This is a genomic window from Neoalteromonas facilis, assembly GCF_002807665.1.
Classification (GTDB): Bacteria; Pseudomonadota; Gammaproteobacteria; order Enterobacterales; family Alteromonadaceae; genus Alteromonas_E; species Alteromonas_E facilis.
On sequence record NZ_PEAY01000003.1, the window covers coordinates 543,919 to 559,190 of the forward strand.

16 protein-coding genes and 1 pseudogene are annotated in these 15,272 nt (G+C 44.4%); 6 read left to right on the forward strand and 11 right to left on the reverse strand.

All coding sequences use genetic code 11. From position 1 onward, the window contains the following. Positions 1-47 precede the first annotated feature (47 nt). Positions 48-1,643, reverse strand: coding sequence for an isocitrate lyase (locus CSH93_RS10735; RefSeq protein ID WP_100643233.1), 1,596 nt, complete (start codon positions 1,641-1,643; stop codon positions 48-50). A gap of 286 nt (positions 1,644-1,929) precedes the next feature. Here CSH93_RS10735 and CSH93_RS10740 point away from each other — a divergent pair, with 286 nt between their 5' ends. Continuing rightward, positions 1,930-2,883, forward strand: a complete 954-nt coding sequence (locus CSH93_RS10740) for a chemotaxis protein CheV (protein ID WP_100643234.1) — start codon at positions 1,930-1,932, stop codon at positions 2,881-2,883. A 63-nt stretch (positions 2,884-2,946) separates the two neighbouring features. After that, positions 2,947-4,386 carry an alkaline phosphatase gene (locus CSH93_RS10745; RefSeq protein ID WP_100643235.1) on the forward strand — a complete coding sequence of 480 codons (1,440 nt, stop codon included), beginning with the start codon at positions 2,947-2,949 and terminating at the stop codon, positions 4,384-4,386. A 66-nt stretch (positions 4,387-4,452) separates the two neighbouring features. On the opposite strand, the gene CSH93_RS10750 is transcribed toward CSH93_RS10745, so the two are convergent. The 3 genes and pseudogenes from CSH93_RS10750 to tnpA form a co-directional block, all read right to left on the reverse strand. Beyond that, entirely contained in the window at positions 4,453-5,181 is a 729-nt protein-coding gene (locus CSH93_RS10750) for a VC0807 family protein (RefSeq protein WP_100643236.1), read from the reverse strand. 46 nt (positions 5,182-5,227) lie between these two features. After that, on the reverse strand, positions 5,228-5,767 hold the full coding sequence (locus CSH93_RS10755; protein ID WP_100643237.1) for a rhomboid family intramembrane serine protease: 540 nt from the start codon (positions 5,765-5,767) through the stop codon (positions 5,228-5,230). 101 nt (positions 5,768-5,868) lie between these two features. After that, positions 5,869-6,312, reverse strand: a pseudogene (tnpA, locus tag CSH93_RS10760) (IS200/IS605 family transposase); the annotation flags it as partial. A gap of 33 nt (positions 6,313-6,345) precedes the next feature. Between tnpA and CSH93_RS10765 the strand changes: the two are divergent. Both CSH93_RS10765 and CSH93_RS10770 read left to right on the forward strand, forming a co-directional pair. Next, entirely contained in the window at positions 6,346-7,521 is a 1,176-nt protein-coding gene (locus CSH93_RS10765; RefSeq protein WP_100643238.1) for an RNA-guided endonuclease TnpB family protein, read from the forward strand. A 197-nt stretch (positions 7,522-7,718) separates the two neighbouring features. Beyond that, entirely contained in the window at positions 7,719-8,357 is a 639-nt protein-coding gene (locus CSH93_RS10770; protein ID WP_100643239.1) for a YiaD family glycine zipper/OmpA-like lipoprotein, read from the forward strand. Position 8,358: 1 nt separating this feature from the next. Here CSH93_RS10770 and CSH93_RS10775 read toward each other — a convergent pair whose 3' ends face one another. From CSH93_RS10775 to CSH93_RS10805, 7 genes are read right to left on the reverse strand one after another with little or no spacing between them, the layout of a single operon-like run. Next, the gene (locus CSH93_RS10775; RefSeq protein WP_100643240.1) at positions 8,359-9,552 is read right to left on the reverse strand and encodes a glutathionylspermidine synthase family protein; all 1,194 of its coding nucleotides are present in this window, start codon (positions 9,550-9,552) and stop codon (positions 8,359-8,361) included. After that, complete coding sequence (locus CSH93_RS10780; protein WP_100643241.1) at positions 9,553-10,170, reverse strand: DUF1190 domain-containing protein; 618 nt, start codon at positions 10,168-10,170, stop codon at positions 9,553-9,555. A 10-nt stretch (positions 10,171-10,180) separates the two neighbouring features. Next, on the reverse strand, positions 10,181-10,597 hold the full coding sequence (locus CSH93_RS10785; protein ID WP_100643242.1) for a DUF350 domain-containing protein: 417 nt from the start codon (positions 10,595-10,597) through the stop codon (positions 10,181-10,183). Between the two features lie 35 nt (positions 10,598-10,632). Continuing rightward, complete coding sequence (locus CSH93_RS10790; RefSeq protein ID WP_100643243.1) at positions 10,633-11,277, reverse strand: YjfK family protein; 645 nt, start codon at positions 11,275-11,277, stop codon at positions 10,633-10,635. Between the two features lie 3 nt (positions 11,278-11,280). Then, positions 11,281-12,336 (reverse strand): potassium channel family protein, encoded by a 1,056-nt coding sequence (locus CSH93_RS10795; RefSeq protein ID WP_205663287.1) that lies wholly within the window; start codon positions 12,334-12,336, stop codon positions 11,281-11,283. 9 nt (positions 12,337-12,345) lie between these two features. Then, entirely contained in the window at positions 12,346-13,026 is a 681-nt protein-coding gene (locus tag CSH93_RS10800; RefSeq protein WP_100643244.1) for a PspA/IM30 family protein, read from the reverse strand. An 18-nt stretch (positions 13,027-13,044) separates the two neighbouring features. Further along, the gene (locus CSH93_RS10805) at positions 13,045-13,443 is read right to left on the reverse strand and encodes a DUF2170 family protein (protein WP_100643245.1); all 399 of its coding nucleotides are present in this window, start codon (positions 13,441-13,443) and stop codon (positions 13,045-13,047) included. Between the two features lie 189 nt (positions 13,444-13,632). On the opposite strand from CSH93_RS10805, the gene CSH93_RS10810 reads away from it, so the two are divergent. Together CSH93_RS10810 and queA are read left to right on the forward strand one after the other, a co-directional pair. After that, complete coding sequence (locus CSH93_RS10810; protein ID WP_100643246.1) at positions 13,633-13,896, forward strand: DUF6471 domain-containing protein; 264 nt, start codon at positions 13,633-13,635, stop codon at positions 13,894-13,896. 283 nt (positions 13,897-14,179) lie between these two features. After that, positions 14,180-15,214, forward strand: a complete 1,035-nt coding sequence (queA, locus tag CSH93_RS10815) for a tRNA preQ1(34) S-adenosylmethionine ribosyltransferase-isomerase QueA (protein ID WP_100643247.1) — start codon at positions 14,180-14,182, stop codon at positions 15,212-15,214. The last annotated feature ends 58 nt before the right edge of the window (positions 15,215-15,272 follow it).

Sequence of the window (15,272 nt, forward strand, 5' to 3'; positions counted from 1 at the left end):
CGGGCTTGAAATTCGAACTAACGGTTTAGTTAATATGTTCGAAGGGATTAAACATCAAACTGGTTCATAGTGTTGTCTTCACCGGCCGCTTTCAATGCTTGGTCACCAGAGAAGTACTCTTTATGCGTATCACCCAAATCTGAGCCAGCCATTGCTTGGTGTTTAACACACGCTAGACCTTGGCGTAACTCTTGACGCTGAACACCTAATACGTATGCCAGCATACCTTGGTCACCGAAGTAGCCTTTCGCTAGGTTGTCAGTAGACAATGCCGCAGTGTGATACGTAGGTAATGTGATCAAGTGGTGGAAGATACCCGCCTCGCGCGCCGCATCCGCCTGGAATGAACGAATCTTCTCGTCGGCTGCTACAGCTAGCTCAGTGGTATCGTATTCAACACTCATTAGGCCTGCACGATCGTATGCCGATACGTCTTTACCTTCTTCTTTCCATGCGTCAAAGATTTGTTGACGGAAATTTAGGGTCCAGTTGAACGATGGAGAGTTGTTATATACCAATTTCGCATTCGGTATAGTTTCGCGAATTGCATTAACCATCTCTGCAATCTGACCTACGTGAGGCTTTTCAGTTTCAATCCACAGTAAGTCAGCACCGTGTTGAAGTGATGTTACACAATCCAATACTACGCGGTCGAAACCGGTATCAGCTTTGAATTTGAACAAGCCGTTTGGTAAACGCGTAGGTTTAACCAACTCACCATTTTGTTTAAGTACTAAGTCACCTTCATTTAAGTCGGCAACAGAGTTTACTGGTGTTGTCTCTAAGAAGGCATTGTACTGAGCCGCTAGGTCACCTTCGCTTTGTGATACAGGTATCTTTTGTGTAAGACCAGCGCCTAAGCTGTCAGTACGTGCCACGATAACGCCGTCATCTACGCCTAGCTCTAGGAATGCGTAACGAACAGCATTAATTTTTGCTAAGAAATCTTCATGTGGAACGGTTACTTTACCGTCTTGGTGACCACATTGTTTAGCGTCAGATACTTGGTTTTCAATCTGGATACAGCATGCACCGGCTTCGATCATTTTCTTGGCAAGTAGGTACGTTGCTTCTTCGTTACCGAAACCTGCATCAATGTCCGCTACGATGGGTACAATGTGCGTTTCATAGTTATCGATTTCTGCTTGAATCGCACTGGTGTCTTGACCCGCTGCTTTCGCTGCATCCAATTTCTTGAATAAGTCGCCTAGTTCACGCGCATCAGCTTGGCGAAGGAAGGTGTAAAGCTCTTCAATCAATGCAGGTACAGACGTCTTTTCATGCATAGACTGATCAGGCAGAGGACCAAACTCTGAGCGAAGTGCCGCTACCATCCAACCAGAAAGATATAAATAACGTTTATTGGTAGTGCCCTGATGTTTTTTCACGGCCAACATCTTCTGTTGACCAATAAAACCATGCCAGCAACCTAATGACTGAGTGTATTGGCTGCTATCTTGATCGTACTCAGCCATATCTTTGCGCATGATCCCTGCAGTATATTTAGCAATGTCCAATCCAGTCTTAAAACGGTTTTGTATTTTCATACGGGCCGCAAAATCTGGATTGATGCCATTCCATGTGCCATTTTGTGCGTCTTTCAATTTAGCGATTGCTGCTAAGTCTTGTTGATACTGAGACATGTTGAGTCCTCTCTTTTAGAAGTAGGTTTGTATCGATTCGTGAATTCATCCTAAGCGCTTTATGAGGATAACGAAACAGTATAATTTTCATGTTCGATATAAATTGCGTGAATATGCCTGTATTTATCTGTCTATATAAAAAAGCTCAATTACTCAGAAAATGCCAGTGTGTGCCGATATGAAAATACGTGTAGAGCTGCCCAAGTCATTGTATGCGCGAGTTAGATTGTCAATCCTAGACTCTGGGTCTATGCTTTTTTGGTGGCACCTAATATAACGAGAATTTATGTCGGGCATCTTAGCTTCAGTTGATCAACGAACCCAGCTTGTTGGGGAGAATCGGCTTGAACTCCTTATGTTCAAGCTGGGCACTCGTCATGTGTTTGCAATCAATGTATTTAAAGTTAAAGAAGTCATCACTATTCCCAAGTTAAATCAGATGCCGGGTTCTCACGCCAATTTAAAAGGCGTGACCAATTACCGAGGTTCATCAATCCCCATTATTGATTTGCGCCAGGCGATTAAAATGCCTGAATTACGGGGTGAAGCGCGGGAAAAGCAACACTTAAACGTAATCATTACCGAATATAATCGCAGCGTGCAGGGCTTTCTGATTGGTGAAGTGTTAAATATCGTCAATACCTCATGGAGCAATATACAGCCACCGCCCAACACGATTGGAAAGCGTAATTATTTAACAGCAATCACGCAGATTGAAATTGAAGATAAAATTGAGCTGGTTGAAATCATTGATGTGGAAAAAGTGCTGGCCGAGATCATTGATTACGATATCGATATCTCTGAAGAAATTATTGATCACAATGTTATTGAGCATTTAAAAGGCCAAACAGTGCTGATTGTTGATGACTCATCTACTGCGCGCAATCAAATTCGTGAAACGCTGGAGCAACTGGGTATTAATATCATTGAGGAGAATGATGGCCTCCAAGCTTTGAAACGCCTGAAAAAGTGGGCTGACAATGGGGAAAAGGTCACGGATAAAATATTAATGATGTTCACCGATGCGGAAATGCCAGAGATGGATGGATACCGTTTAACCGCAGAAGTCCGTGACGATCCGCGTATGAGTGATTTGTTTATTGCGTTAAACACTTCTCTCAGTGGTCGCTTTAATGAAGCTATGGTGGCAAAGGTTGGCTGTAACCGATTTATTTCCAAGTTCCAACCGGATCTGCTAGTGGATGTAGTACAGCAACGCATGCGGGAAATTCTTGAGTAAGACAGTTTCACTTCATTGCCGGCTGTTTTACAATTGATGGGATTTTACCCACAGGATTTCAAAATGCGTTTTATTCAGTCTCTAGGGATTGCGTCTTTGTCGTTAGCGCTTTCAGCTTGTATGGCTACCGGGCCAAAAGAGTCTTCTTCTCAAGCCAGTAACACGCCTAAAAACATCATTATGATCGTGTCTGATGGCATGGGACCGGCTTATGTGACTGCATATCGTAACTTCAAAGATGATCCGACTACACCGAATGTTGAAAAGGTCGTGTTTGATGAAATTTTGATGGGAACAGCAAGTACCTACCCGGCACAGGTATCCGGTTATGTGACAGACTCAGCAGCCAGTGCGACGGCGCTAGCCAGCGGCATTAAGTCATACAATGGTGCTATTGGAGTTGATGTCAACAAACAACCGGTTAAAACGGTATTACACCAAGCCAAATTAAATGGTATGAAAACGGGTGTTGCCGTGACCTCTCAGGTTGTTCATGCAACGCCTGCCTCTTACGTTGCGGCGAATGAAAATCGTCGCAACTATGATCAGTTAGCAGAAAGTTTCTTTGATGACAGGTTAAACGGTGACTTTGTCGTTGATGTTATTCTGGGCGGTGGTCAAAGCTTTTTTGAGCGAAGTGATCGGAATATTACCGGCGAATTTATTGATGCCGGTTACCAGTATGTAGATACCTACAACAAACTCGCGACCTTGACACAGCCTACGCGTCTACTGGGTTTGTTCGCGCCCGTTGGCTTGCCATGGGTGCTTGATGACAATCGCAAAGACAGACTGCGTTATCTAACGCAACATGCGATTAAACATTTAGAAAACCCGAATGGCTATTTTTTGTTAGTCGAAGCTAGCCAGGTTGATTGGGCTGGGCATGCAAACGATATTGCATCTGCTATGGCGGAAATGCATGATTTGGCTCTTACGGTTGAATTTTTGCGTGATTATGTCAAACAGAACCCTGATACATTGGTGATATTGACGGCCGACCACAGTACCGGTGGACTGACCATCGCAGCCAATGGTGAGTACCGCTGGAGTCCGGAATACCTGCACAATATGACGGCTTCGATTGAGACAACGACTAAGCAATTAGCCCTATCAGATGATCGTGTTTCGTTGGTAGAGAAGGCCTTTGGCTTTGGATTAAATGAGGAAGAGAAGTCCCTCATCAATGCAATAGATTTATCTGCTGAAGCACGTGCTCAACAGGCGGTGCTCAAAGGAATAGTTGATGCCAGAACGAATACAGGGTGGACGACCTCTGGGCACACTGGGGTTGACGTAGATGTCTTTAGTTTCGGCTCGGGAGCTGAAGCCTTCAGAGGCGCTATGGATAACACCGATATAGCAAAAAATATCTTTATGTTTCTAGCGGCTCACAAGGGGAGCATTACGACAAACGTTTCAATATCTTCCGATGAAAAGGTTAAAGATGCGACTGGCGAAAATGGCCCGTGCTCTTTTAAAGATTCATGGCGCTGTGAATAGCGCCATTATTCATTTCCTTCGATGCTAGTTGCAGTTGTTAAGTTTACCGAGAGCATTTCTCAGCACCTATTGATTGATAAAATCCTCGATGTCTTCACCGGTGATTTTCTTGATTTGCGCGAACAAGTACCACAACGCCGTTATCAGTAGGATCATGCTGGGAATGACGATAACGGGGTAGCTTAATGCTGTCATTCGTCCCAGCTCTTCGGTGTATTCGGTTGTTCCCGGCGGACTTACTAGGATAACTTTTGCCAGCACGTAGTTAAGCACTGCACTTAAGAAAAAGGAGCTGGCGACAATATAACTACTATTCGCTACTTTTTTCTCAAACTCATCTACTTTGCCTTTTTCTGCGAGTACTTTATCGAGGTGAGGCCAATTGATGATTTGATCATTTAACACCAGAATCTTGACCAAAGGCTTATGTGTATATTGGGTGATGATGACGGCAAGTCCGATAAGTGCAGGGATAGTCGCTTCCTTTATCGCAATATATTCAGCGGGTAGTTCAAGTAAACTAATGCCGCCTGTCAGTAATACGCTGACGATACCTAGAATAGAAAACGCATTCACTTTGCCAGCGACTTTCAAGTCCCATAATCCGTAACAAATTGGGAATGCAAGTGCAGCGACTATACTCCACGCAGGACCAAGCCATTCGTCAGAGCTTGCATAGCTCATGATCACTACGGGAATAAGGATATTAAAAATTAGGTTACCAAAGAACCCACTGTTGGGTTTATCCTTTGCATCAGTTTGCTGGGCAGTTTTTATTTCTTGTTGTTCAGACATGCGATTTCTGGTCACTCCATTTTGAGCATCAGTATACTGAACTCTGCTATTTTGCCCAATACCATGCGGCGATTACCCCTGAAAAAAAGCCGAAAAGATGGGACTCCCAGCTAATGAATCCTGCGCTGGGGAGCACGCCGAAAATCATCGACCCATAAAATGCTGCGACAAGAAGTGAGATCAGTAACATGCGTTTTTGCTTGCTGCGCCAACCTGCGATAAGCAAATACCCTAAGTAGCCATATATGACGCCGCTGGCTCCCACATGCATAGCTGAACGACCCAATAACCACACGAGCAACCCCGTAACCACAATGATCCAAAGTGAAACCGTTAGAAATCGCTTGGTACCCTGTGTACTGATCAACCCTGCAAACACACTTACCGTGATCAGATTGGCCAATAAATGTTGCACACTTGCATGTATAAAAGGGCTGGTAAAAATCATCGGTAAATAGTGCAGATTCCTGGGGTATATCCCGAAGTACACTAGGCTGCGTTGAGTGAGTAAATTGATAATTTCGACCACTAGCAATGTAGTAGCGATCGCCGCAGCGATTTTTAACGGTTGTTTAACTGGATACATCGTAGTGTGAATGGGTTAGGGTTCTTGTTAGCAAAATCCTTGTCAACCTCGCCCAATCGGGCGGGGATACAAGCGGAAAGTGCGTTGCATTTATAAACACTCGTACTTTGACTATTTACATACTCTTTTAATGTTTCGATAGTGGCACCGCTAGAGCTACAGGCAAAATAAGATCTTGACCATAACATACCCGATTTACTTTGAACTGTCAGGTACGTATTAAGTATTCTGAGTCTTCGGGAGCCTTCAGCTTTCAAGTTATTAATCATGACGCTAACGGCCAGTTTTGGCGGATAGGAAACAGGTAAATGTGCGTGATCTCGTTCGCCATCTATTTCAAGTAATTTACATTCCAGTTTTTCACATAATGATTCGAGAGCTTCACGCAATTGCTGGATCATCGTTCTTTCAAACAGTTTGCGTCTGTATTTGGTAATCAAAACCAAATGAACAACGAGCTTTGTCACGTTATGTCGTTTTTTGAGATAGTCAGAAAGTAACTCCTGACTATGTGCACTAACTTGATATATTCCTATGTAGCCCATAATATTGTTGAGCTATATCAATGAGCGCTGAAAATGTTAAGGGCCACAAGAGTACGCATTTACCCAACACTAGAACAGGCGGAGTTTTTAAACGCTCAGTTTGGCGCGGTTCGGTTTGCGTATAATAAAGCGCTGCATATCAAGAAACATTTTTACAGTCGCTACGGGCAGACCTTAAGCCCGAAGAAGGACTTAAAACCACTGCTTTCAGTGGGTAAAAGATCTAGAAGATACAACTGGCTTAAGCAATTCGATTCAATTGCATTACAGCAATCGGTTATCAACCTGCATACAGCCTTTGATAATTTTTTCAACCCAAAGCTCAAAGCTAGATACCCAAAATTCAAAAGTAAACACGGTAAGCAATCCAGTTATCATTGTGTGGGTGTTAAGGTTTTTGATGAAGCAATAAAGTTACCCAAACTAAATCAGCCGATCTCTGCGAAGATCCATAGAGAGATAAACGGGACGGTCAAAAGCATTACGGTTACATTAACCAGAACAGGTAAATACTACGCATCAATTTTGGTTGATGATGGGCTTGAAGTGCCTAAACCAGCTAACACCATTGATAAGATTACAGGGGTAGATTTGGGCTTATCGGCTTTCGTTGTCGAAGCTAGCGGAAGGAAAACCGTCAACCCGCGCTTTATTAAACGTGCAGAGCGTAACCTAAAACGTAAACAACGCCAGCTATCCAGAAAACAAAAGGGAAGCGCCAATCGGAATAAAGCCCGTTTACTGGTGGCAAAGTGCCACGAAAAAACGGCCAATGCGCGTGCTGATTTTCAACATAAATTATCTCATACACTCGTTGACGAAAACCAAGCGGTGATTGTAGAGACATTAAAATCAGCTAACATGATGAAAAATAGCAAACTTGCTAAGCATATCGCTGATGCCTCGTGGTATAGCTTTGTGACAAAGCTGGAATACAAGGCGAAGCAGCAAGGCAAGCATCTGATCAAAATTGACCAATGGTTTGCCAGCTCGAAAACCTGTCATTGTTGTGGTCATAAAATGGATGATATGTCTTTATCGGTTCGCAAGTGGGATTGCCCATCTTGCGACACCCAAGATATAGATCGCGACGTCAATGCTGCGCTTAATATTCGTGACAAAGGTATTCTAGAACTTAAGGCGGCAGGACTTGTCGTTACTGCTTATGGAGGCTTGTGTAAGACTTGTCACGAACAAGCTGCGGCCTGAGAAGTAAGAAACCTCGCCATTTATGGCGGGTGGAGTCACAGAAACAATATCACATGAGGGGCGATTTTCGAGCGATAACACTGATTTCAATAGTTATAGATTTCCGCTACGGAGTATTTTCCAATGACTTACATTAAAGGCTCAACTTTTGTAGCCTGTGGGTGTCTACTTAATTTTTGGGAAATGGGGAAGTCAATATGTCTAAAAAGCTTACGGTAGCGCTTTGTTTGACACTCGGATTGAGTGCGGGTTGTGCTAATCAGCAGTATTCCAATACGCAAAAAGGCGCAGCGATTGGTGCAGTGCTAGGTGCAATCGCGGGTAAAGGTACGGGCGATCATGACAAAAGTCGCTATGCTTGGGGCGCGGTTGTCGGTGCGTTGGCTGGTGCGGCGGTTGGCAATTACATGGATGAACAAGAAAAAGCATTCCGTGACGAATTAGCCGATAGCGGTGTTGGGGTGTATCGCGATGGTGACAATATTCGTCTTGTAATGCCATCCAACATTACTTTTGCAACCAATCAAGCAGTGCTTGCTGCACACTTTGAGCCAGTGTTATCCGATGTCGCATTGGTGTTGAACAAATACGATAAAACTGTGTTGAGAATAGTTGGCCATACCGACAGTACAGGCACTGCGGAATACAACCTTCAACTATCACAAGGGCGTGCGCTGAGTGTACAACAATCATTGTTGAACAAAGGCGTCGACTCTCGCCGTATGGTGACGCAAGGTATGGGAGAAATGGCGCCCATCGCTTCAAATGAGACGGCTGCTGGGCGAGAGCAAAACCGCCGAGTGGAATTAACTATAGAGCCGCTACGAACGTCTTGATCTAGCCGTTAATCACATGCGGCAAATAGCGTGATAAATCTTGTGTGATAGGGGAAATATCTTCTCTTACTGAAATACCGGCCGGCTCATCGTTGACTAACCATGAGCCGATCAATGTATGGTTATCACCATAGCGCGGCAGAGGCGTATGGGCCTGAATAATGTAGCCCTCATCGCCATAGGGGCCTTCAGTAGCGTAGACCGGTTTGCTGCCGTCTAAAATGCTAATGTTTGCGCCTTCTCTGGAGTACAAGGGTTTTTTTACCCACTTTCCAAATGAAGTCTCAATGCTACCTGGTTTATTCCATTTATCGGCGAAAAACGCAGGTAGCAGGTTAGGGTGGTTTGGAAACATCTCCCATAGCAAAGGAAGTAATGCTTTATTTGACAGAATGCTTTTCCAAATCGGCTCAATCCATTGAGTTTTCGCGTTGAGAATTTCTGGGCCAAAGTCCTCTCGCAACATAAATTCCCAAGGATATAATTTAAAGCACGTTGAAATTGCAGTGTCATCAAGATCAGAAAATATTGTTTCACCGTTGGTATCTTCGGCAATACCGATGTCCTCGATAAATACAAAATGATTGCGGACACCTGCATCGCTGGCACAGTCTTGTAAATACTGCACAGTGCCGCGATCTTCTTCTGTGTCTTTACAGCAACTGAAGTGCATGTCTGGTGTTTGGTAATAATCTGCGATTACGCCTAGTTGTTTGATTAGTTTTTCTTGCAGGGAATTGAACTGGTCACTGCCGCGCGGCAGCAACCCTTTGTCTACGTTGTCTTGCAACCACAACCATTGCCAAAAACCTGATTCATACAGCGACGTGGGCGTATCGGCATTGTTTTCCAGCAGCTTTGCTGCTGAGTGACCGTCGTAAACCAGATCCAAACGAGAATACAAACTAGGCTGTTGTTGTTGCCATGATTGCGCGATGGCATCCCAGTATAATTCGGGAATTTGAAAGCGTTCGAGCCAGAAACTATCCTTCGATACTTTATCGACGACAGCAAGGCACATGCTGTGTAATTCGGCTGTGGGATCTTCAATATCACGCTCAATTTGTTGCAAAGAGAACTGATAATAGGCAGTTTCGTCCCAGTAGGGTTCACCGTACATGGTGTGGAAGTTAAAGCCGAATTCGGCCGCGCGTTCACGCCAGCGCGGCCGTTCTTTAATCGGAATACGAAGCAATTAGCCGCCCCAACTGCCTTTGCGCGACGAACTGCCCCAACTTGACTTGGCCCTAACGGTGCTACCAAAGCCTCCACGAGAAATCGTACGCGAGACAGCCGGTTTCTTGGTAAATGTCGACTCTTTTACTCGGTAGCGCTTATCACGGATATCCCCGTCAAATACATAGCCATCAGCCATTGCCCAACGCATTCTGAATGGAGAGTATCGAGAATAAGAGGTGTACATGGGTTGCGTGTAATAGCGCTTTTTCGGCGACAACAACTCGCTTACCATGTAACCCGCCATAAATGGCATAAAGAATGAACCTTGGTTGGTATCAACGTGGTGACATTGGTTGGCACCAAATTCATATTCGCAGTCATTCTGGTTAGCAAATTTAGGTCCAGTGCGCTCGGCTTCAGCAAGCGCTTCTTCATATGCAGCTTTACATACATCAGCGGCAGAGGCTGGATTATCGTTAATACATTCGTCTAGCGTGGTATAGATAACACCTTCCTGACGATCGCCACACGCAGTTAGGAATATTGACGCTACACCCACTGCTACCGGTTTGAGCGCAAAGAATTTGCGCATGCGATGTAAGTTTATGCTGGAAGAGCGTTTTTGAGATGTCATGTTGACCCCCTTAGTACGTCATGCAAGCAGCATTTAACAAACCAACAGCTATCGATACCGACGCAAGCATGATTCCTGCGGACACTTCGTCATTATTGATGCGCTCGGCAATTTTGGGCATAAAGGTAAAGCGCAATACAGCGAATGCAAATGCTTGTGCAATGATCGCAACAACGCCCCAAACAGCGAAATCTACCAACGATTGTGAATTAGAGACTGCGCCGCCAAGTGCAATAGCAAAGCCGATCATTGCGCCACCAAACCCGATAGCTGCGGCAACGCTTTGCTTCTCTTTAACCAAATGCCATTCATCATGTGGTGTGACGAAGGCATAGACAATCTTAAAAATGAATAAAAAAGCGATACTGATCGCAAAGTACAAGGCGAATGAATCTAAATTGGCAATTGAGGCTAAGAGTGCGTCCATGAGTTTTCCTTAAGGTTGCGATATTCGTTAAAGGGTCAGCCGTATATTTTGATATCAGCCGGTTGTATGTCAAACCCTGTACTGATGACGATGCATCGGTCTGCGTTTTGCCCAATAATTTTTTCTTCTCCGGCAACGAGCAATGATTCAAACTGCTGTTCGCCTATGGGACGTTCATACAACATCATAAATTGATCGGTTTGACTAGTGTCACCGTCTTCTTCATAGGTTTTTTCGGTAAACGCAACTGGCGGTGATTCTTCACCAACGGCATTCCAAACACGTGTAAATTCGACATCTGCTAAGGTATAGGACGGCTTGGAAATGGTGTGCGATAAGGCTTGTTGCCATTGTTGCTCATTGCCAACCGTGAGCGTTTCGTAAAAATACCATAGCTTTACATCTGTGATGTGCGCTTCAGTGTCACCGCCATCCAGCACGACTTGAAGAAAGGCATCATCGTCAGTATAGAAGCGTAGCATTTTACCGCCGCTATCCAGATGTACTTCGCCAACAGCTTGAATAATATGTTTGCTCGCCGGTTCTTCTATCATTAAGTCGGGTACCAGTAAGCGCAGCTTTAAGCTATCAAGTTCAAATGAACCACCTAAATAGAGCCCCATTATTTCAGGCGCTTTTGGTGTCGTGTCAGGTGTCTTGCCAAACCATTTCTTAAACATGGCTTAATGTCCTTTTACTAATCTGTCCCAGTCCAAGGATGCGATGCGTTTATCTGCAATATAAAACACCTTATCACCACCGTTTAAGTGCCCCGATAGGCTTGGGTTTACATGCATCGCTCGATAGTCACCACGCGGTGCATAACCGATAAAGATGGCTTCATATTGACGTTTTAAATTGATGAATATGGATTCTAAAGAGAGAGAGCTTAATTCATCCGGTACGGTAACGGAGTACTGTGCTTGTCCTTCTTGCACATCCAATAAATCATGATGCAGCACGCTTGAGCCGGGATCAAATGCCGACTTGGCCAGCATTTCCACGGCAACACTGGGTGTACATTCCACGTTCGGGCAATGTTGTTCTAACAGTTTAGAAAGATTTTCATCATGGAAGTACGCCACTAGATGGGCATCAGGATTGCGCTGGGCGCAATACAGCGACGTCGTCATCGTGATGTCATCGAGGGGATTGTCAATGATGATGGTTTTAGCGCTTGCAACACCAGCGCGATCCATTTCATCGTTGTTAAACGAATTAACTCTGACAAACTCAATATCACCTGGCATAGGATTGTTAACTTCAGCTCTAACGCACAACACAATCTCTGGTGCATCTTTGGCGTTTGCGCGTTCTTGCATTAACAATTTCAGCAGTTGAAGTGTTCGATTATCATTCCAACCAATAACCAGAATGTGATCTTGCACCGATAGACTCTTCAAACCTAATACTCCCTTTTGCCATTGACCCGAAACCCAGCTTGCTATGCGTCCAATCACCATGGCGAATATGCTTAAACCTAACGGAATAATATAAAACGCAACAATAAGCTTGCCGGCTGGGGTAGAAGGAGAAAAGTCACCGTATCCAACGGTGGATCCGGTGACCGCTAACCAATAAATGAAATCGTGGGTAGATAATAATGAGGTCTCGCCCGCGAAGTATAGCAGCACCCAACTGCTCAGTGTATAAAACACAAGCACTAGCGCGATGGTGTACCAGCGAGCTTCCGCAAAGTACTGCATCATGACTTTGCGGACTTTGACCCATAAGCTCATATTGCCAGCCTATTTACCAAGAATACGGCTCAACTCATCATCTGCCGATGTTTGACCGCCTTTTATGCCGGCAGCCGCAAGACGTTTTTCTAAATCGTCAGATGAGTCATTGCTAGCTAACTCTTCAGCGGCTTCTAATTCTGCATTTCTCAGGGTTTGACGCTCTTGAATACGCTGCAATGATTCTGTTGCGGTTTTCATTTTACTATTCGCGCCCATGTGGCGAGAAGAAACCGCAACTTGTGCTTTTTGCACAGACTCAGTCGCCTTCACCATATCCACTTGCTGCTCTAGACGGCGCAAGTTGGCTTTTGCTTGAGAAATATTCTGAGCCAGTTGTGCTTCAGACTTTTGAAACTGGTCTAAGTAGCTTTGCTCTGTGTCTAATTCTGCACGAAGATCTGACACTTTTTGTGCACAATCTAACGCCAATTGACGATCAGTATCGATTGCCTTGCGCGCATGCTCTTCATACTGTGCCATGCTCTCATTAATACTGTTGACCTTTTGTTGCGCCAATTTGCACTTGGCTAAAATCTGGGTGCGCGCATGGTCTGATTTACGCAGCTCTTCTTTTGCTTCGCGAATTTCTTGTTCAAGAATTCGGATCGCTTGACTGTCAACAACAGATTGCGCCGCTTCCGTAGCACCACCTTTCACTGCTGTAACTAACTTTCGCCATACTGACATAATCTTCTCCTGACTAAATTACACTGAGATGGATAAATGAGACTGGTACGCGTCGAGGAACGCCGCGACGTTCTGGAACAATGTCTCTATCTCAATGAGTACGCTTTCACCTTTTGATTGTGCGCTTAACGAACCAAATGCTGTGTAATAGTCGTCACCGGCAACGCTTGAGATTCCGACTGTCGTCAGCGGAAAAATCATGTGCGTGCGAAGTATCTCGTCATTCAAAGCCGTTGTGTCCTGAACTTCAGAAACGGCAAACAGTAAACTTTCAACCAAAATTTGCTCGCCACTAATGGCCAACCAGGCATCAATGCCATCTTCATTCGCTATCAATAAGCAGTGCTCTTCCTCTGTTACTACGTATTGACTCTGCTCAGTAAGCAGTTGCGTTAGTTGTTGCAAGTCCCAGCTCATTTACATTCTCCTGTTGCTGACTTCCAAGATTATACTTTACCCTTGTTGGGCGAATAACACTATTACACGGGCTGTAATAAAGCGCCAAAAAAGTGTAGACATTAGGGCGAGTAATTGTCAAACTTTATTTTTAACAAAAGTGAACAATAGGAATCAAATGTGAATTATAATTTACATTTGTGGTGATAAATGTCAGGTAAAATAAACAATCAGTGGCGCAGTGCTGTGCAGCGGGTCATTAAAGTCGAAATGTCTAAACGAGGCGTGACGTATCAAGGGCTAAGCGATAGGTTAGCGAAGATTGGTATTGAGCAAACCGCGGATAATTTACGCAATAAAGTGAACAAAGGCATTTTAGGCGCTGATCTTTTGTTACAAATTTTGTCAGTGTTAAATGTCAAAGCGCTAGATTTTGAAGGATTGGCGGAAATTCTAGAGGATATTCGGCGATAGCCTAGTGCGTAAAGAGTGTATATTGCGATAGTTCAGTGTCGTTAAATCGGACATAAAAAAACGCTCGCAATGCGAGCGTCAAAGAAGAAGTTTAGGAAAACAACACTGTTTAAACGATACTGCTAGTGAAGCTGTCTATATTTTAGTCAATCGATGCGAAATAATCGATGTTATACAGGTATCAAAAACGCATTGCAGGTATTGGAAACTATACGTAAAATCATGCCCTCACGAGTAACTTCACGGTTACGATCTGCTGTCTTTAAATTTGCGAAACCATCCTATGAAATTGTCAGATTTTCATTTTGATTTACCCGAACATCTTATTGCGAAGTATCCAACCCAAGATCGCACCGCTAGTCGATTGTTACAGTTAAACGGTAATACTGGCGCCGTAACGCATGGCAAATTCACCGATGTTCTATCGTTGATTCATGAAAACGATCTTTTGGTGTTTAACAATACTAAAGTGATACCTGCTCGTTTGATGGGGCAGAAAGAGACTGGCGGACAAGTTGAAGTGTTGATCGAACGTATTTTGAAAACCAACACTGCGCTTGCTCATGTTCGCGCCAGCAAAGCCCCTAAACCAGGGACTTTATTGCGCCTTGAGGGAGCAATCGATGTTGAAGTTATCGGACGCAAAGACGCGCTTTTCGAACTTGAGTTTAAAGGTGGAGACTCGATCCTTGCCATGCTCGAGCAATACGGGCACATGCCGTTACCCCCCTATATTGATAGACCTGATGAAGATTCAGACAAAACCCGTTACCAAACCGTTTATGGCGAAAAGCCCGGTGCGGTTGCGGCGCCGACAGCCGGATTGCATTTCGATGATGCGACCTTAGATGCGCTGAAGGCCAAAGGGGTTCAATTGGCTTTTGTTACCCTGCATGTGGGGGCTGGGACGTTTCAGCCGGTACGTGTGGACAATATTGAAGAGCATCAGATGCACGCGGAATATGCGGAAATTCCACAGCAAGTCGTCGACGCAGTTAAACACACTAAAGCGAACGGCGGTCGTGTTATTGCGGTGGGTACAACATCAGTGCGCTCGCTAGAAACTGCGGGCAAAAGCGGCGAAATAGAGCCGTTTTTTGATGATACCAGTATATTCATTTACCCCGGTTACCATTTCAATGTAGTTGATGCGATGATCACCAATTTTCACTTGCCAGAATCCACGTTAATGATGTTAATAAGTGCTTTTGCGGGAAGAGAAAATGTGATGAATGCATATCAGCAAGCGATCGAACAAGAGTATCGTTTCTTTAGCTATGGAGATGCGATGTTCATTGAAAAGGCTGATAACACATGACCTTCTTGAGATAACTGGTATAATCGCGCCCCAAAATTAAGCAATAACATAGTTATCG